This is a genomic window from Streptomyces sp. NPDC088733, assembly GCF_044751185.1.
GTDB lineage: Bacteria > Actinomycetota > Actinomycetes > Streptomycetales > Streptomycetaceae > Actinacidiphila.
In genome coordinates, this window is sequence record NZ_JBIVLH010000020.1 from 89,917 (window position 1) to 107,124 (window position 17,208).

The window sequence follows — 17,208 nt, forward strand, 5'->3', positions numbered from 1 at the left end:
CCGCGTGGGCGGGCGGCCTCGAGCACACGCGTTGGGCCGGTGACGCGCCGGTGTCACGGCGACTCCGACCGATACGCATGATTCGAGTGGCCATCTCAAATAATGGACACCCCTGGATATGGTCGCCCTCCGAGCCGAACGCGAAGGAAGTGTGCATCTTCCCAGCTCGGAAGCTGTTTGTGTCGTCTCCAGCGGGATATCGCGGGTCGATACCGACCGCCCCTTCCCGTGCTCGCCGTCTCGCTATATGGAACATCTTTGACGTGGGATCTCTGCCGGGCGGATAAAGGACATGCCCATAGGCCATTTCTTCGCGCAGCGTCACCTCGCGGCGTGAGTGTCGGCGATCCCTCTACGCGAATGAGTGCAACGTGTCCCACCCCAGCGCCATTGGACCTGCGTCCGTCCCCGTCGGGCTGTGGCACGCATGGCGTGCGGAGCGTCATCGCAGCCTCGCTGCACCGACGGGGAACCTCGCCCTCGTGGAGACCCGTTGGTTTCCGGCGGGTGAGCGCCCTGATGCGGAGAAGGAGGGGGAGGGGCAGCCGGACACGGTGACCGTCACCACGCTCCAGCGCACCGACATCGTCACCGGCGAGCCGGAGTACGGTCTGCGCTTCTGGGACGCCGATTCACCGGCCATCCGGTACTTCGACCGCGTCGATGCCTTCTCCTACGATCCGGCGTGGGTGGTGCATGCCACCTACAACCCCGTGCCCGGCGCGCGCAAGATCGCTTTCGAGCACCTGCGGGACAACGGCGGCACGCGGGATCTCGTCGTCCCCGGCGACATCACCCTCACCCTCGACGGCCACGAGTACACCCTCAGCGCCTTCGACGACGACGGCACACTGCTGCTGGTCTTCGGGGACCCGACCAACGGGGCCACCACCTACGGCGCCGGCCGCTTCCTCTTCGTGCAGCGCACCCAGGACGACGACCGCGTCCTGCTGGACTTCAACCGTGCGTTCGTGCCGCCCTGCGGTTTCTCCGATCAGTACAACTGTCCGATGCCGCCGCGGCAGAACCGTTTCCACCTGCCCGTCGAGGCCGGCGAGAAACTCCCCGTCTTCCGCGACGGCTTCCTCGCGCAGCACTGAATCTCCCGCAGAAGCCACGTCACCGCAGCACGAAAGCGCCTTCACCATGAATCTCAAGAAGACTTCCCTGTACGGCACCGCGACGGCCGCCACGCTGGCTCTGACCCTCACGGCGTGCGGGGGCGGCTCCGGCTCCGGCGGGAGCAGCGCCGGCGGTGCCTACGACAAGGACGCGACGGTCAACATCGGCTCGCTCTACGAGCCGCAGAACCTCGACAACACCGCCGGCGGCGGCCAGGGCGTGACCGAAGCCCTCAACGGCAACGTCTACGAAGGCCTCTTCGGACTCACCGACGACGGCAAGGTCGAGAAGCTCCTCGCCCAGGACTACAAGGTCAGCGGTGACGGGCTCACCTACACCTTCACCCTCCGTGACGGCGTCAAGTTCCACAGCGGCAAGGAACTCACCAGCCAGGACGTCAAGTACAGCCTGGAGAAGGTCATCGCGGACGACTCCCAGTCCGCGCGCAAGAGCAACCTCGAGGTGATCAAGGGCATCACCACCCCCGACGCACGGACGGTCGAGGTCACGCTGTCGCAGAAGTCGATCTCCTTCATCTACAACCTCTCGTACGTCTGGATCATCAACTCCCAGGCCCAGAACCTGAAGACGACGGAAGACGGTACCGGCCCCTACACGCTGGACAAGTGGACTCGCGGCTCCGCCCTGAGCCTGAACCGCTTCCCGGGCTACTGGGGCCAGGCCGCCGCGAACAAGAAGGCGGTCTTCCACTACTACAAGGACGCCACAGCCCTCAACAACGCGCTGCTGACCAACGCTGTCGACGTGGTCACCAGCGAGCAGTCGCCCGACGCCCTGGACCAGTTCAAGAGCAACCAGAACTACAAGGTCAACGACGGCAACTCCACGACCAAGCTGCTGCTCGCCTTCAACGACAAGGCCAAGCCGTTCACCGACGCCAAGGTGCGTCAGGCCGTGTCCGCCGCCATCGACGACAAGAAGCTGCTGGAGTCGGTCTGGGGCGGCTACGGCAAGCTCATCGGCTCCATGGTGCCTCCGACCGACCCCTGGTACGAGGACCTCACCAAGGTCAACGCCTACGATCCGGCACACGCCAAGCAGCTCCTGTCCGAGGCCGGGTACGCCAAGGGCTTCGCCTTCACCCTCGACACCCCGAACTACGACCCGCACCCCACCGCCGCCACGTTCATCAAGTCGGAACTGGCCAAGGTCGGCATCACCGTCACGATCAACACGATCACCCCCGACGAGTGGTACACGAAGGTCTACAAGAACCACGACTTCACGGCGACGCTCCAGGAGCACGTCAACGACCGCGACCTCGTGTGGTACGGAAACCCCGACTTCTACTGGGGTTACGACAACAAGCAGGTCACGCAGTGGGTCCAGCAGGCCGAGGAGGCCGCCACCACCGATGAGCAGACCGCGCTGCTGAAGAAGGTCAACGAGAAGACCGCCGAGGACGCCGCAAGCGACTGGCTGTACCTGTACCCGCAGATCGTCGTCGCGAGCAGCAAGCTGTCGGGCTATCCGCTCAACGGCCTCAACTCGCAGTTCTACGTCCACGACATCAAGAAGAAGGGCTGATGGCGCGCTACCTCCTGCGCCGACTCGTCTTCCTGCTGGTGTCGCTGGCCCTGGCGAGCGTGGTCCTGTTCGTGCTGCTCCGCCTGCTTCCCGGTGACCCGGCCAACGCGCTCACCGCGGTGGGCGCAAGCCCGGAGCAGATCGCCGCGGCACGGCATTCCATCGGGTCCGACAGGCCGCTGCCCGAGCAGTTCGCCCACTGGCTCGGGCAGCTGGCCCGGGGCGACCTCGGCACGTCCTTCGTCAGCTCGCTGCCCGTCGGCCCCGAGGTCGCGTCCCGGCTGAACGTCACGGTCCCCCTGACCTCGGCGGCGTTCGTGCTCGCCGTTCTCGTAGCCGTGCCCGCAGGCTTCGTCGCGGCGTACAAGCGGCACACCTGGTACGGAGCCCTGCTCAGCGGCGTCTCCCAGCTGGGCATCGCGATCCCGGTGTTCTGGCTCGGCATGATCCTGATCGACGTGTTCGCCCTGAACGCGGGCTGGCTTCCGGCGGGCGGCTTTCCACCGGACGGCTGGTCGGAGCCCGCCGAGGCGGTCCGCTCCCTCGTCCTGCCGGTCGTGACCATCGCCCTGGTGATGAGCGCTTCCCTGATCCGCTATGTGCGCTCCGCGACCCTGGACGTCCTGGGCAGCGATCACCTGCGGACCGCCCGCGCCCTCGGGTCCTCCTTCGGCCGGGCGATGTGGCGGCACGGCCTGCGCAACGCCTCGGTCCCGGTGATCTCCGTCCTCGGCATCGAACTCGCCACGACCCTGCTCGGCGCCGTCGTGGTCGAATCGGTGTACGCGCTGCCGGGCCTCGGCTCGATGCTCGCCACCGGCATCGCGCAGCACGACTACCCGGTCATCCAGGGCGTGCTGTTCGTCTCCACGCTTGCCGTACTGGTCATCGGCTTCGTCGCCGACCTGGTCCAGCGGATCATCGACCCGCGACTGCGCGCACGGCTGTCGGGAGGAGCCCGATGACGTCCGACATCCTCGAACCGGCCCGGAGCAGGCGGGCGACACGAGCAGGGCGCCGCTTCCGCGGCTCTGCCACGCTCGTCGTCGGCTGTGTCCTGGCGGGCCTGATCGTGCTGCTCGCACTGGTCTCCCTGTTCTGGTCGCCCTACGCCGCCGACGACACCTCCGGCGGACGGCTGACGGCACCTGGTGGGGGTCATCTTCTGGGCACCGACAAGCTCGGGCGCGACCTGTTCACCCAGGTGATGGCGGGCTCGCGCATCGCCGTCGAGGCCGGGCTGGGGTCCGTGCTCGTCGCCGCCGCTCTCGGCCTCACCCTGGGTATCCTCGCCGCCTTCGCGCAGGGCTGGCTCGATGACACCCTGTCCGCATTCCTCGACATCCTGATCGCGTTCCCGACGCTGCTGCTCGCCATGCTCATCGTCGCGGCGCGCTCGGCGACCCTCGGTTCCGCGGTCCTCGCGATCGGTCTGGCGCAGAGTGCCGTCGTCGCGCGGCTGGTCCGCATCCTGGTCAAACGAGTGCTGGCGCAGGACTACATCACCGCAGCCCGTACGTCCGGCACCTCCTGGCCCCGCACGGTGCTCGGCCACGTGCTGCCGAACATCTGGCCCACCCTCGTGGTGAACCTGGCCCTGCAGTTCGGCCTTGCCGTACTGGCCGAGGCGGGCCTGTCCTACCTCGGCCTGGGCGCCCCGCCGCCCAACGCCTCGTGGGGCCGCATGCTCCAGGAGGCGCAGGCCACCTTCACCACCGCCCCCGCCGGGGCACTCGCCCCTGGCATCCTGCTGGTCCTCCTCGTCATCGGCGTCAATCTGATCGCCGACGGACTGCGGGACTCCCTCGACCCCGCGACCCGCAGGAGGCGGACATGAGCCTCCTCGACGTACGCGGACTGACCGTCAGGACCGCCGACGGCCGCACCCTCATCGACGACCTCTCCTTCGGCGTGGACAGCGGTGAACGACTCGGTCTCATCGGCGAGTCCGGCTCGGGCAAGTCGCTCAGCACGCTTGCCGTTCTCGGTCTCCTGCCCGACGGCATGACCGCCACCGGCAGCATCGAACTGGCCGGAACCCAGATCGTCGGTGCCCCCGAAAGGCGGCTCACCGCGGTACGCGGCCGCGACGCGGCCATCGTCTTCCAGGAACCGCTGACCGCGCTCGACCCGCTGATGCGCGTGGGCCGGCAGATCGCCGAACCCCTCGCGCGGCGCACCGGCCTCAAGGGAGCCACCCTGCGTGACGCCGTGCGTGACGCGCTGACACAGGTGCGGCTGCCCGATCCGGAGCGGGTCTTTCGGGCGTTCCCGCACGAGATCTCCGGCGGACAGCGACAGCGCGTCGCCCTGGCCATGGCACTGGCCTGCGCGCCCGCTCTGCTCATCGCGGACGAGCCGACGACCGCGCTGGACGTGTCGGTGCAGGCGGAGATGCTGGACCTCGTCGACGCCCTCGTGCGGGAACGGAGCATGGCCGTGCTCTTCGTCAGCCACGACCTCGCCGTCGTCGCCCGGGTGACCGACCGCGCCCTGGTGATGAAGGACGGCCGCGCCGTCGAGGAGGGCACGGTCCGCGACCTCGTTCGCGCCCCTCACCATGAGTACACCAGGGCCCTCGTGGCCAGCGCACGGCAACTGGAGTCCGCTTTGGACCTGAGGAGCGCACCGTGACGCCCGTACTGGAACTGAAGGACGTGACCCTGCGCCACCGCGGGAGCGCGGACGACGCGGTGCGGGACGTCACCCTCACCGTGGAGGCCGGAGAGAGCCTCGCTCTCGTCGGTGAGTCGGGCGCCGGGAAGACGACGCTGCTGCGCCTGCTCCTGGGTCTCTCCCGTCCCACGGCCGGAGGTGTCCACTTCGACGGCGCTGCTCTCTCCCTGCGCGACCGTGAGCAGATGCGTCGCTTCCGGCGAAGCGTGCAGTGCGTCTTCCAGGACCCCTACTCCTCGCTCGACCCCCGCCGGCGCGTGGGAGCCATCGTCGCGGAGCCCCTGCGCTCCCTCGGCATCGCCACACGGTCCGTAGCCATGCCGAAAGCGGCCGTCGCACTGGAGCGCGTCGGCCTGCCCGCCGACGCGCTGCACCGCTATCCGCACGAGTTCTCCGGCGGGCAGCGCCAGCGCATCGCGATCGCCCGGGCCGTGGTGTGCCACCCACGGGTACTGCTCGCCGACGAACCCGTCAGCGCGCTCGACGTCACCACCCGCGTCAAGGTCGTGGACCTGCTGGCGGAGCTCAAGCAGGAACAGGGTCTGACGCTGGTCATGGTCTCCCACGACCTGTCGGTCGTGGCGTCCCTGTGCGAGCGCACCGCCGTGCTCGAACGCGGCCGCGTGGTCGAGCAGGGCGACACCGGCCAGGTGCTGGGCCGTCCCGCCCACCCGTACACGCGCAGGCTGATCGACAGCGTGCCGCGCCTGCCCGCCTGAGCTGCTCGATCGGCCGATCGTTCAGGGTGTTGCCTCCTGCACGAGGTTCGGGCTTCGGTCGGTGTCGCCCTGAGGGGTTGGCTGCCAGCCCAGTTCCGGGGCGATCAGGTGTCGTACGTCGTGCAGGATCTGCTGGTACTCCTCGTGATGGAACTCGTAGGGCAGTTCGAGGCGGAGTTCCGACACCGACGCCATCACGGGGTCGGCGGTGAGCTGTTCCAGGATCTGTTCGGCGGTCCCGACGATGTCCGGGGCGAAGAGGATCCGACGTGTGCCGATGGTCTGCGGCGTCAGAGTGCGCTTGTGGCGGCCGGCGGCGTAGTCGGTGTAGCGGGTCCGGGTGGCGGTGTCGGCGCTGTCGAACGGTACGACGACGCGCCCCAGCGCGATCCGGGCCTCCGGCCGCACCGCGTGCACGGTGTGTCGGTACTGGGACAGCAGGCGCAGTTGGGCCGTGGTGAAGTCGTCGGTGTCCTCCCCGCCGCTGACGATGTTCCCGGACAACAGGTGCAGACCGTGTTCGGCGGCCCAGCGGGCGGAGCGGAGGCTGCCCGCGCCGTACCAGATACGGTCGGCCAGATCGGGGTTGTGCGGTTGCAGCCGGGGCCGCTGGGTGTTGCCTGGTGAGTGGATCACCGTGTCCGGGCCGCCCAGCCAGCGGCCGCGCAGGTTGTCGACGAGGCGGGCGATTCTGCCGTACGACAGGTCGAAGCTGCGCCAGTCCCCGTCGTACACCAGGTCCCCCAGCAGTTCGGCGTGCGGCATGCCGGTGCTGAAGCCGGCCTGGAGTCGCCCTTGCGAGAGGACGTCGGCGAGCGACAGGTCCTCCGCGAGGCGGAAGGGGCTCTCGTACCCGATGGGAATGACCGCGGTCCCCAGCTCGACCCGCCGGGTGCGCTGGCCGGCCGCGGCGAGGAACACCGCGGCCGACGCGACGCCGTGTTCGAGGTGGCGCTGCCGGATCCAGGCGCCGTCGAAGCCGAGCCCTTCGCCGTACTCGAACAGTTGCAGCGTCTCCTCCAGCCCGGTGTGCGGGTCGTCGTCGTCGAAATTGCCCGGGGTGAGAAAGGCCAGCGAGGTGATCCGAGGGGTGCTCATGCGGGGTTCGTCCTCACGTGGTGGCGGACTCGGCGGCGGGGCCGACGGGGGAGGGGGTGCTTCGGCCCGGGATCGCCGCGAGCAGTTCGCGGGTGTACGGGTGGGCGGGGTGGGCGAACAGTTGCTCTACGGTCCCGGTCTCCACGATGCGACCGGCCCGCATGACGGCGACCTCGTGCGCGATCTGCCGTACGACGGCGAGGTCGTGCGAGATGAACAGGTATGCCACCTCGCTGCCGGCCTGGAGTTCGGCGAGCAGGTCGAGGACCTGGGCCTGGACGGATACGTCGAGGGCCGACACCGGTTCGTCGCAGACCACCAGGTCCGGCGAGAGGGCGAGGGCGCGTGCGATGGCCACACGCTGGCGCTGCCCGCCGGACAGTTCGGCCGGGCGGCGGCCGAGGACCGAGGCCGGCAGTGCCACGCGGTCCAGCAGTTCGCGGGCCCGGTCGAGCCGGGAGCGCCGGTCGCCGACGCGGAAGGCTCGCAGCGGCTCGGTGATCACCTCTCCGATGGAGAATCGCGGGTCCAGTGAGGCGTACGGGTTCTGGTAGACGAGTTGGGCCCGGCGGCGCAGGTCTCTGGCCCGGGAGCCGCGGGCGTCGGTGACGTCGTGGCCGTCGAACAGGATCTGTCCGGCGGTCGGTTCGGTCAGGCGGAGTACGAGCCGGGCGGTGGTCGACTTCCCCGAGCCGGACTCGCCCACCAGGGCCAGGGTCCGGCCGCGGTGCAGGGTGAGACCGACCTCGTCGACCGCGCGCAGCGTCCGGGTCTCGCCCGCCGCGCGTGGCAGCCTGAACTCCTTGACCGCGTTGCGGACCTCGACCAGAGGCGGTGCCTGGACGGCGCCGGCGGCCGGCGTGCGAAGGGTGGCTGGGCGTCCCGTACCGAGGCTCGGAGCGCTCGCCAACAGCCGGCGCGTGTAGACGTGTTGCGGCGTGTGGAGGACCTCCCGGGTCGGTCCGGCCTCGACGACCTGCCCCTGGGACATGACGACGATGTGCTGTGCGCGGTCGGCGGCAACCCCGAGATCATGGGTCACGAGCAGGAGTGCGGTCCCGTACTCCGTGGTGAGGCGCTGAAGTTGGTCGAGGATGAGGCGCTGCACGGTGACGTCGAGCGCGCTGGTCGGCTCGTCGGCGATGATCAGTCTCGGTTTCGCGGCGATGGCGATCGCGATCAGCGCGCGTTGCCGCATACCGCCGGAGAGTTCGTGCGGGTACTGCCGTGCACGGACGGCGGGATCGGGCATTCCGGCCTGCTCCAGGACGGCGACGGCCTCCGATGCCGCGGCGCGGCGTGAGGCCAGTCCGTGGATGCGCAGCACCTCGGCGACCTGCTCGCCGATGCGCTTGACCGGGTTGAGCGACACCGAAGGGTCCTGCGGGACGAGACCGATCTGCGCGCCGCGCAGGACCCGCAGTTCCGCCTCCGTCAGCGCGGTCAGGTCGTGCCGGCCGAAACGGATGGAGCCGGCGTCGATCCTGCCGTTCGCCGCCAGCAGGCGGGTGACGGCATGTGCGGTGGTGCTCTTGCCGGAGCCGGACTCGCCCACCACGGCGGTCACCTCGCCCCGGCGGACGTCCAGGTCGACGCCGCGTACGGCATGCACAGGGCCGCCGCGCGTGTCGTACGACACCGACAGGCCGCGTATCTCCAGAAGGGCTTCGGTCACGTCCTCGTCCATGTGTGTCGCGGAGTGGTTCGCCGGCCCGGTCATCGCTGCTCCGACCATTCGCCGTCCAGGGCCCGGGCGATGCGATTGGTGGCCAGGACCGTCGCTGCGATCACCAGGCCGGGCAGTGCCGTCAGCCACCAGGCGTTCGCCTGGTAGTTGCGGCCCACGGAGATGAGCGTTCCCCACTCCGGGGCCGGCGGTGGCGTCCCGTAGCCGAGGAAGCTCAATGCCGACACGGACAGGATCGCCGTTCCCAGTTCGAGGGTGGCCAGCACGACGATCGGGCCCGCGGCGTTCGGGAGCACGTGCCGGCCCAGTACCGAGTACCAGCGTGCACCGCAGGACCGCGACGCCTCGACGAAGACGGCCTGCCGCACTCGCAGCACTTCCGACCGGGCCACCCGGGCGAAGCTCGCCACGCCGGCGATCCCGACCGCGAAGGCCACCTTCACCGTCCCGTACCCCAGCGCGGTGACCAGGGCCAGGGACAGGAACAGCGCGGGAATGGAGAGCAGGACGTCCACGAAGCGCATCAGGACGTCGTCGATCCAGCGGCCCACGAACCCGGCCACCAGGCCGAGCAGGCCGCCCAGGACGAACGCCACCGCCACCGCGATCAGCGTCGCCTTGAGGGACAGTTGTGCCCCGTGCACGACACGGGAGAACAGGTCGCGTCCCAGTTCGTCGGTGCCGAACCAGTGCACGCCGCTGGGGCCTCGGAAGTTCTGCGACGGCGTGCCTTCCAGCGGATTGCGTGAGGTGAACAGCTCAGGGCGGAAGGAGGCGATCACCACCAGGACGACGACGACGATCGAGGCCAGCAGGCCCGGGCGGTGCAGCAGGAAGCGCAGCGCCCGCCGTGCGTCGCCGTGCCGCGGTCCCGGCGGCGTGCCGTGCACCGGACGCCCCCGCTGAGGTGCCGTGGACTCGGTGGTGTCGTGGACAAGGCTCTGGCTCATGCGAAACTCGCCCTCCTGCCCGAGGCCACCACGATGCGCGGGTCCAGCAGCGGATAGACGAGGTCGACCACCAGGTTGGCCAGTACGAAGGTCAGCGCGCCGAACACCACCACGCCCTGGACGAGTGGAAGGTCCTGCGCGGTGACCGCGGTGACCGTCACCCGGCCCAGGCCGTCGCGGGCGAAGACGGTCTCCACGACCACGGAACCGGCGACGAGCTGCCCGACCAGCAGCCCCACGATGGTGAGCGCCGGCAGGGACGCGTTGCGCAGCGCGTGCCGCAGGTGGATGCGCCATCGGCCGGCGCCCTTGGCCCGCGCCGTCTCCACGTAGGGCTGGCCCAGTGCCGTGAACAGGCTCTTGGCCAGTACCTGTGCGACCAGCGCGCCGGTCGGGACGGCCAGCGTCACGGCGGGCAGCACCAGGGCGCGCAGTCCGTCGTTGCCGAAGGCGGGGAACCAGCGCAGCCTGAAGGAGAACGCCTCGACGAGGATCAGCCCGACCCAGAACGTGGGAACCGACACTCCCAACGGTGGCAGGGACAGCAGGACCTGCCGCAGCCACCGCCGCGGGGTACGGGTCGCCAGCACCGCCAGTCCGCCGCCGGCGGCGACTGCGAGCAGCAGCGCCGCCCCCGTCAGTTGCAGGGTCTGCGGCAGTGCGTCGGCCAGGGTCGCGGTGACTGACCGGCCCGTGGAGATCGCGTCACCGAAGTCGCCGCGCACGGCCCGGCCGAGGTACTCGATGTACTGCTCCGGAACTGGCTTGTCGAAGCCGTACTGGTGTCGGAGCGCGGCCAGCTGCGCCGGATCGATGGCAGCGGAGTCCGCCCCGGCGCCGGCCATGGCCGACACCGGGTCACCGGGCAGGTAGTCCAGGACCACGAACGACAGCGTGTAGGCGGCCCACAGCACGGCGAGCGCCTGTGCGAACCGCTTGATCACGTATGCGCCCATGCCGTCAGCCGATCCAGGTGTCGTGCAGTTGGATCCGGCTGGAGGCGTCGAAGTCGAGGTGGTGCACCTTGTTCGACACGCCCAGCTGGGTCTGCAGTTCGACCACCGGGACGGTGTAGGCATTTCGTACGATCAACGTCTGTGCCCGCGTGACCAGTTGTGCCCGCTGGTTCGCGTCGGTGGTGGCCGCCTGCTGGTCCAGGACCGCGTCCAGTGGGCTCGACGGCACGCGGTAGGTGTTGGCGAGTTCGGTGGAGTACGAGGTCCGCAGGATGTCCGGGTCGGCGCGGGTCAGGTTTCCCCACAGTGCGTCGAAGTCGCCGGACTGCTGCACCTGGGCGATCTGGGAGATCTGCAACTCCTTGAGCACCAGCTCGATGCCGGTGGCCTTGAGCTGCTGCTGGATCAGTTCCAGTGCCGGCTGGTTCGTGGCCGCGTTTGCGAACCACTTGACGGTCAGGCTCAGCCGTGTGCCGTTCTTCGTGCGGATGCCGTCCTGGCCCGGCTTCCAACCGGCCGCGTCCAGCAGTGCCCCCGCCTTGGCGCCGTCGTGGGCCAGTTCCGCACCCAGGTCGGTGTAGTCCGGCGTGGTGTGCGACAGGACGCTGGTGGCCGGCCGGGTGCCGGTCGGGAACACCGTGGCGGCGACCTGTTGTCGGTCGACGGCGTACCCGACCGCCTGGCGCACCCTGGCGTCCTTCAGGATCGGCCGGGAGTTGTTGAACCCCAGTCCGAACACGACGCCGGGGTTCGCCCGCTGCTGGAGGTTCACCCGGCCTCCCTTGAGCGTCGCCTCGTCGGCCCGGCCGACGCTGCCGATCGCGTCCACCTGGCCGGACCGGAGGCTGCCGGCCCGTACTCCCGCCTCGGGAACCACCTTGAACACCAGCTGGTCCAGGTACGCCTCGCCCTTCTTGGTCCACAGTGAGGAGCCCCACTGGTACCCGGCCCGCTTGGCCAGGGTGATCGACTGGTTCTGCACGTACTGCTTCAGCACGAAGGGTCCGGATCCGACCACCCCCTGGCTGCACCTGTCCTGCGGCGACTTCTTCACGCTCGCCGACGACTCGATCCCCAGCGAGTGCGTTGCCGTCGCCTGGAGGAACTGGGCGTTGGGCGCCTTGAACGTCACTCGCACGGTGGACGGATCGACGGCGGCCGTGCTCTCCACGCCGCTGAGGTACCCCTGGGCGAGGATGGCCAGTGCGCCGAGCTTCGGCACGGCGTCGAAGTTGTCCTTGACCACCTGAGCGGTCAGCGGTGAACCGTCGCTGAAGGTCACGCCTGGTCTCAAGTGGAAGGTGAACGTGGTGGCGTCCGGGCTGACGTCCCAGCTCTTGGCCAGCCACGGCACGATCTTGCCGGACTTCGGGTCCTGGTCGGTCAGGGAGTCGACGACCTGGCGCAGGGAGTAGATGGTGTCGTTGCTGCCGACCTGCTGCGGATCCACGCAGCCGGCGTCGGAACCGACGGCGAAGGTCAGGGTGCCTCCGGAACTGGGCCGCCCGGTACCGGCGCCGGACCCGCCGGTGCCCGAGCCGCAGGCGGTCAGCAGGACGCCGGTGGTCATGAGGACGGCCAGGGCGGCGGCGGCCCGGCCGGTGGATGCATCGTGATGAGCTGTCACCGAGGGTTCTCCTACTCGTGTCACCGCGCACCGGCGCAGGGAGCGAGAGCGCACGGATATGACGCCCCGTCAGGCGTGCTGCCGCGACGGGGTGACGCTGTTCAGAGGATGGGGAGAGGGAGGGAGAGAGCGGGTCCGGCGGTGGGCGCGAACCGGTACACCCCGCAGGGGGCGTGGATGTGCGGGGAGGCGGCCGGCGCGCGTAGTCAGCCGGCGGGGCGGATCCCGGTCAGCTGTGACAGAGACAGCTGGCGGAGCGCTGCAGATCGATATGGCGTCGCCGCGAGAAGCCGGAGAACAGCGTCGCGGCCGCGAGGGAGGCGCTCAGGTAGCCGTGGTGCCGCATGCCTACTCCTCCCCCTCCGGGCTCCGTTCACGGGGCGGCGCGCTTGCGGAAGTCGCCGATGACTCCGCCGGGCTTTCACCTGGAGCACCCCGCCGCGTCGGAGGGTTGCCGGTCAGCCAGCCAGGGCTTGACGCTGACGCTCAATGCCGCTTCGCAGCCTACGGAGCGGTGTCGCCGTCCGTCAATGGCGCGAACTCTTCGGTCCGATCCGCCCGTTGGCGGCTCCCGAAGGCCGCGCGGCGGGTCAGTGGCGGTCGCAGGCCCAGATGGGAGCGGAGTGTCCTACCGGTGTACTCCGTGCGATAGACACCGCGTTCCTGCAGTGCCGGGACAAGCAGGTCGACGATGTCGTCGAGGCCGTCCGGGATCAGGTAAGGCGTGACGTTGAAGCCGTCGACCGCTCCGTGCCGTACGAAGGAGGCGAACCGGTCGGCGAGTCGGGACGGGGTGCCGACATGGCCACGCTGGGGCCCGAGCGCGATGACGGCCTCGCGCAGCGACCACCCGTGCGCCTCCGCCTTGGCACGCCACTCGGCGACCACCACGCGCGGGTCGGCGACGCGCCGGGCGCCGAAGGAGCCGTCGTTCTCGGCCACCACGGGATCCTCCTTGGGAAGAGGCCCGTCGGCGTCCCGGTCCGACAGGTCGATGCCCCACAACAGCCCCGCGATGCCGAGCGCCGTCGCGGGAGTCACCTGCTGCCGGCGGATCCAGCGCTTCTTCTCGTGCGCCTCCTCCTCGGTGGCGCCGATGATGATCTCCGTGCCGGGCAGGATCCGCAGATCGTCCTCGGGTCGTCCGGCCGCCCGCAGCCGGCGCCGGATGTCCTCGGCGAAGGCCAGTGCGTCGTCGAAGTCGCTGCCGTGCGCGGAGAAGATGACGTCGGCGTTGCGGGCGGCGAAGTCGCGGCCCTCGCCGGAGTCCCCGGCCTGGAAGACGACCGGATGCCCCTGGGGACTGCGGGGCAAGGTCGGGACGAGGTCGACATCGAACTGGGCGCCTTTGTGGCGTACGCGGGTGACGGCGCCCGGTACCGACCAGGACGGTGCCTCCGCGGAGGTGGCGACGGCCCCGTCCTCCCAGCCGTCCCACAGGGAGCGGGCGACGGTGAGGAACTCCTCCGCCCGCCGGTAGCGGTCGGCATGGTCGAGGTAGCCGCCGCGGCGGAAGTTCTCGCCGGTCCACGCGTTGTCCGTGGTCACCACGTTCCACCCTGCGCGGCCTTCGGAGAGCAGGTCGAGCCCGGACAGGCGGCGGGCGAGGTCGGCGGGCTCGTTGAAGGTGGAGTTGGAGGTGCTGACCAGGCCGATCCGGCGGGTCACGGCGGCCAGTGCGGCGAGCTGGGTGATCGCGTCCGGCCGCCCGGCCACGTCGAGATCGTGGATGCGGCCGTCGACCTCTCGCAACCGCAGGCCCTCGCCGAGGAAGAACGCGTCGAACAGGCCCCGCTCGGCGGTCTGGGCGACCCGGCGGAACGATGCGGGGTCGATCTGCGAACCGCTCTCCGGCGCGGACCAGACGGTCCAGTGGTTGACGCCCTGGAAGAACACCCCCAAGTGGAGCTGCGCGTCGGGGCGAGGGACGTCGAGGGGATCGGTGCGGGTCATCGGGCCTCCTCCTCGGGGGCGGTGGTGGCGTAACGGTTGGCGGGCCGCTCGAGACCCAGGGCCGAGCGCAGTGACCCGCCCGGAAGCGGACGGGCGGCCAGGCGTCGTTCGCTCAGGGCGGGCACCACGAGCCGGGAGAGGACGGCCAGGTCCTCGTCCAGGACGAGCGGGTGCAGCCGGACGCCGTCCACCAGGCCGCGCAGACCGGCGAGGAGGGCGACGAGGCCGTCGGCCGATCCGATGTGCCGCAGCCGCCCACGATCGGCCCACGGCGCGTGACGCTCCAGGTCGGCGACGCGTTCGGCGGCGCTCGCCCGGGGCGTGTCGAGGGCGACGTCGACCTCCGCGAGGACGCGGGGTGTGCCCGCCGCGGCGGCGGCAGCCGTCACCGCCGCCGGGTCCCGCCCGCTGACGAGCGCCACGTCGAGCAGCCCGGCGGGCACCAGGTCCGGCCGGCCCAGGACGACCGGTTGCCCCTGGGGTGGGCGCGGCACGATCGCCGGGCCCTTCACGGAGTAGGTCTCCCCGGTGAAGTCGATGTAGTGGAGGCGTTCGCGGTCGAGGTAGCGGCTGCTGGCCACCGACCGGATCACGGCGTCGTCCTCCCAGGAGTCCCACAGGGCACGCACCACCCCCACCCCGTCCCGGGTCTCGCGGGCCCGCCCGCCCGCGTCGGCGATCAGAGGGCGCCCCCAGGCGCGCGCCGCCTCGGGCAGGTCCTCCTCGGTCACCACCCATCCCGCGCGTCCGGCGGAAACGTGGTCCAGCGACGCCAACTGACCGGAGACGTGGAACGGTTCCGCGTACGTGACGGGTAGCACCGGCGCGATCCCGATCGTGCTCGTGGACGCGGCGACGAAGGCCGCCCGCTCCACCGCGCCGATCCGGCCCACCGGGTCCGGCGGGGCGCCGGGCGGCAGCACACCGTCGTCCAGGGTGACGAGGCTGAACCCGGCGTTCTCCGCGGCCGCTGCCACGCCGGCCACCCGGCGTGGGGTCAGCAGCCGGCCGGGGGAGTGGGCGGCGCGGCGCCAGGCCGCGGGGTGGGCGCCGTCGCCGTCGATCTCGACGGCGAGGTGCAGAACGGGACCGGACATGGGCGTTCCTTCCGAGAGCACGGCATGCCGGCCGGGAGCGCGACTCGCGTCCCGGCCGGCCCGGGTGGGCCCGTGGGACGGCTACTTCTGCCAGCCCACGGTCTCCGGCAGCGGAGTGCCGAAGATGGTGGCGCCGACGTTGGCGAGGCCCTTCTTCACGGCGTAGATGGACGGCCCGCTGAACAGGGGCAGGAAGGCGTACTGCGCGAGTTCCTTGCGCTCGATGGCGTTGGCCTGGGCGGTCTGCCGGTCCGGGTCGGAGATCGAGGCCGCGGCGTGGATCTCCTTGTCCAGGTCGGGGGTTCCGGCGCCGGTCAGGTTGGAGTCGCTGTCGGTGCCGTAGAACTGGTAGAGGTAGCGGGCGCCGAAGGGGTCCGTGGACCGGTTGCCGGACAGGAAGAGGTCGAAGTCCCGGTCGCCGAGGATCTTCGCGAAGTCCGCTTCGTCGGCCTTCTTGATCTCGAGCTGGATGCCGACCGGCTTGAGCATCGCGGCGAACGCGTTGGCCGTGGCCTTGTCCAGAGGGTCGTCGCCGAGGAGGGTGTAGCCCACGCTGAGCTTGGTGCCGTTCTTCTCGCGTATACCGTCACCACCCGGCTTCCAGCCGGCGGCGTCCAGGGCCTTCTTCGCGTCGTCGGGGGCGTAGTCGATCAGCGGGGAGATGTTGTCGCTGTAGCCCTTCTGGAAACTGAAGAGCAGGGCCGAGCCGGGCAGCGGTTCGGAGTAGTCCAGGCCCTGGAACTGGATCTTGGCGATTTGTGCCCGGTCCACGCTCTTCAGCAGGGCCTCGCGGACGTGGACGTCGCCCAGGACCGTCGACTTGGTGTTGACGTAGAGCGAGTACTCGAAGGGGCTGCCGCCACGGCGGATCTCGGTTCCCTTGACGCCGCTGATCTGCTTCAGGCCCTCGGCACTGCCGGTGGCGGCGTAGTCGACCTGCCCGTTCTTGAAGGCGTTGAGTGCGGCGTCCGAGTCCAGGTTGACGTAGATCCGCTTGTCGAGCTTGCCCTTCTTGCCCCACCACTTGGGGTTGCGGACGAAGGTGAGGTTGCCGCTCTTGGTGTCGAGCGTGCCCACGGTGTAGGGGCCGGCGCCCCATTCGGGGTGGGCCTTCTTGACATAGGCGTCGTTGAAGGCGCCGACCGTGGCGGCCTTGGGGTGCAGGAAGGTCGTGAACAGGCTGGACCACCAGGGGTCGACACCCTTGAACTCGATGATCGCCTGCTTGTCGTCGGTGCCGCGGGTGACCGAGATGATGTTGCGGTAGCCCTCGGTGTTGCTCGCGTTGTAGTCCTTGTTCGTGCCGTTGTTGGCCTGCCAGGTCGCCTTGACGGCGCTCCAGTCGATGGGGGTGCCGTCGTTGTAGGTGGCCTTGGGGTTGATGGTGAGGACGACCCGCTGGTTGCCGCCGGTGGTGGTGACCTTGACGTCGCTGAGGTAGTCCGGGTTGTACTGCACTTCGCCGGTGGGGGAGTACGTGATGACGTCGGGGTTGTACCAGAACCAGATGCGGGAGGCGGTGAGGGTCGCGTTGGCGTTGAAGGGATTTCCCTGGTCGTCGAAAGTACCGGGGGTGGTGTAGGTCCCGCCGTCCTTGATGTTCTCGTACGGCTGCGGGTTGTAGTCGACCTTCGCCGAGGCCACCGCGGGCGTCGCCGCCTTGTCGGTGGGCCTGCCGGCCACAGGGGCACCGGACCCGGAGGAACTGCAGGCGGTGGCGGCCAGCGCGAGGGCCGCCACGAGCGCGGCTGTGGGGGTGATGTGCGATCGCATGG

General features: G+C 70.0%; 15 protein-coding genes and 1 riboswitch. Of the genes, 6 read left to right on the forward strand and 9 right to left on the reverse strand.

Annotated features, from left to right (window positions below):
- Positions 1 to 371: 371 nt before the first annotated feature.
- From ACIP64_RS30095 to ACIP64_RS30120, 6 genes are read left to right on the forward strand one after another with little or no spacing between them, the layout of a single operon-like run.
- Positions 372 to 1,100, forward strand: coding sequence for a DUF1684 domain-containing protein (locus ACIP64_RS30095; RefSeq protein WP_401592747.1), 729 nt, complete (start codon positions 372 to 374; stop codon positions 1,098 to 1,100).
- Positions 1,101 to 1,146: 46 nt separating this feature from the next.
- Positions 1,147 to 2,670, forward strand: coding sequence for an ABC transporter substrate-binding protein (locus tag ACIP64_RS30100; protein WP_401592749.1), 1,524 nt, complete (start codon positions 1,147 to 1,149; stop codon positions 2,668 to 2,670).
- The gene (locus tag ACIP64_RS30105; protein ID WP_401592751.1) at positions 2,670 to 3,635 is read left to right on the forward strand and encodes an ABC transporter permease; all 966 of its coding nucleotides are present in this window, start codon (positions 2,670 to 2,672) and stop codon (positions 3,633 to 3,635) included. Before ACIP64_RS30100 ends, ACIP64_RS30105 begins: the two co-directional genes overlap by 1 nt.
- Positions 3,632 to 4,507, forward strand: coding sequence for an ABC transporter permease (locus ACIP64_RS30110; protein ID WP_401592753.1), 876 nt, complete (start codon positions 3,632 to 3,634; stop codon positions 4,505 to 4,507). The genes ACIP64_RS30105 and ACIP64_RS30110 overlap by 4 nt, the downstream gene beginning before the upstream one ends.
- Complete coding sequence (locus ACIP64_RS30115) at positions 4,504 to 5,304, forward strand: ATP-binding cassette domain-containing protein (RefSeq protein ID WP_401592755.1); 801 nt, start codon at positions 4,504 to 4,506, stop codon at positions 5,302 to 5,304. Before ACIP64_RS30110 ends, ACIP64_RS30115 begins: the two co-directional genes overlap by 4 nt.
- Positions 5,301 to 6,065: an ABC transporter ATP-binding protein gene (locus ACIP64_RS30120; protein ID WP_401592757.1), complete on the forward strand. Its 765-nt coding sequence runs from the start codon at positions 5,301 to 5,303 to the stop codon at positions 6,063 to 6,065. Before ACIP64_RS30115 ends, ACIP64_RS30120 begins: the two co-directional genes overlap by 4 nt.
- A 21-nt stretch (positions 6,066 to 6,086) precedes the next feature.
- Here the strand turns inward: ACIP64_RS30120 and ACIP64_RS30125 are convergent, their stop codons facing one another.
- The 9 genes from ACIP64_RS30125 to ACIP64_RS30165 all read right to left on the reverse strand — a co-directional run bounded on the left by ACIP64_RS30125 (position 6,087) and on the right by ACIP64_RS30165 (position 17,206).
- On the reverse strand, positions 6,087 to 7,163 hold the full coding sequence (locus ACIP64_RS30125) for an LLM class flavin-dependent oxidoreductase (RefSeq protein WP_401592759.1): 1,077 nt from the start codon (positions 7,161 to 7,163) through the stop codon (positions 6,087 to 6,089).
- 13 nt (positions 7,164 to 7,176) lie between these two features.
- Positions 7,177 to 8,850 (reverse strand): dipeptide ABC transporter ATP-binding protein, encoded by a 1,674-nt coding sequence (locus ACIP64_RS30130; RefSeq protein WP_401592883.1) that lies wholly within the window; start codon positions 8,848 to 8,850, stop codon positions 7,177 to 7,179.
- 29 nt (positions 8,851 to 8,879) lie between these two features.
- Positions 8,880 to 9,800 (reverse strand): ABC transporter permease, encoded by a 921-nt coding sequence (locus ACIP64_RS30135; protein ID WP_401592761.1) that lies wholly within the window; start codon positions 9,798 to 9,800, stop codon positions 8,880 to 8,882.
- On the reverse strand, positions 9,797 to 10,756 hold the full coding sequence (locus ACIP64_RS30140; protein WP_401592763.1) for an ABC transporter permease: 960 nt from the start codon (positions 10,754 to 10,756) through the stop codon (positions 9,797 to 9,799). Before ACIP64_RS30140 ends, ACIP64_RS30135 begins: the two co-directional genes overlap by 4 nt.
- A gap of 4 nt (positions 10,757 to 10,760) precedes the next feature.
- Positions 10,761 to 12,326: an ABC transporter substrate-binding protein gene (locus ACIP64_RS30145; protein WP_401592885.1), complete on the reverse strand. Its 1,566-nt coding sequence runs from the start codon at positions 12,324 to 12,326 to the stop codon at positions 10,761 to 10,763.
- Between the two features lie 286 nt (positions 12,327 to 12,612).
- A complete protein-coding gene (locus tag ACIP64_RS30150; RefSeq protein ID WP_401592765.1) occupies positions 12,613 to 12,729 on the reverse strand; it encodes a putative leader peptide in 117 nt (38 codons plus the stop codon).
- Positions 12,730 to 12,763: 34 nt separating this feature from the next.
- A riboswitch (SAM riboswitch) is annotated at positions 12,764 to 12,877 on the reverse strand.
- Between the two features lie 10 nt (positions 12,878 to 12,887).
- The gene (locus ACIP64_RS30155) at positions 12,888 to 14,336 is read right to left on the reverse strand and encodes an NtaA/DmoA family FMN-dependent monooxygenase (protein WP_401592767.1); all 1,449 of its coding nucleotides are present in this window, start codon (positions 14,334 to 14,336) and stop codon (positions 12,888 to 12,890) included.
- On the reverse strand, positions 14,333 to 15,433 hold the full coding sequence (locus tag ACIP64_RS30160) for an LLM class flavin-dependent oxidoreductase (RefSeq protein ID WP_401592769.1): 1,101 nt from the start codon (positions 15,431 to 15,433) through the stop codon (positions 14,333 to 14,335). Before ACIP64_RS30160 ends, ACIP64_RS30155 begins: the two co-directional genes overlap by 4 nt.
- Positions 15,434 to 15,514: 81 nt before the next feature.
- A complete protein-coding gene (locus tag ACIP64_RS30165) occupies positions 15,515 to 17,206 on the reverse strand; it encodes an ABC transporter family substrate-binding protein (RefSeq protein WP_401592771.1) in 1,692 nt (563 codons plus the stop codon).
- Positions 17,207 to 17,208 lie beyond the last annotated feature (2 nt).

What these genes read in the sequence shown, in the direction of transcription:
- ACIP64_RS30100 (WP_401592749.1), top strand. Translation starts at nt 1,147, where the DNA reads ATGAATCTCAAGAAGACTTCCCTGTACGGCACCGCGACGGCCGCCACG.
- ACIP64_RS30105 (WP_401592751.1), top strand. Translation starts at nt 2,670, where the DNA reads ATGGCGCGCTACCTCCTGCGCCGACTCGTCTTCCTGCTGGTGTCGCTG.
- ACIP64_RS30110 (WP_401592753.1), top strand. Translation starts at nt 3,632, where the DNA reads ATGACGTCCGACATCCTCGAACCGGCCCGGAGCAGGCGGGCGACACGA.
- ACIP64_RS30115 (WP_401592755.1), top strand. Translation starts at nt 4,504, where the DNA reads ATGAGCCTCCTCGACGTACGCGGACTGACCGTCAGGACCGCCGACGGC.
- ACIP64_RS30125 (WP_401592759.1), bottom strand. Translation starts at nt 7,163, where the DNA reads ATGAGCACCCCTCGGATCACCTCGCTGGCCTTTCTCACCCCGGGCAAT.
- ACIP64_RS30130 (WP_401592883.1), bottom strand. Translation starts at nt 8,850, where the DNA reads ATGGACGAGGACGTGACCGAAGCCCTTCTGGAGATACGCGGCCTGTCG.
- ACIP64_RS30135 (WP_401592761.1), bottom strand. Translation starts at nt 9,800, where the DNA reads ATGAGCCAGAGCCTTGTCCACGACACCACCGAGTCCACGGCACCTCAG.
- ACIP64_RS30140 (WP_401592763.1), bottom strand. Translation starts at nt 10,756, where the DNA reads ATGGGCGCATACGTGATCAAGCGGTTCGCACAGGCGCTCGCCGTGCTG.
- ACIP64_RS30145 (WP_401592885.1), bottom strand. Translation starts at nt 12,326, where the DNA reads ATGACCACCGGCGTCCTGCTGACCGCCTGCGGCTCGGGCACCGGCGGG.
- ACIP64_RS30150 (WP_401592765.1), bottom strand. Translation starts at nt 12,729, where the DNA reads ATGCGGCACCACGGCTACCTGAGCGCCTCCCTCGCGGCCGCGACGCTG.
- ACIP64_RS30155 (WP_401592767.1), bottom strand. Translation starts at nt 14,336, where the DNA reads ATGACCCGCACCGATCCCCTCGACGTCCCTCGCCCCGACGCGCAGCTC.
- ACIP64_RS30160 (WP_401592769.1), bottom strand. Translation starts at nt 15,433, where the DNA reads ATGTCCGGTCCCGTTCTGCACCTCGCCGTCGAGATCGACGGCGACGGC.
- ACIP64_RS30165 (WP_401592771.1), bottom strand. Translation starts at nt 17,206, where the DNA reads ATGCGATCGCACATCACCCCCACAGCCGCGCTCGTGGCGGCCCTCGCG.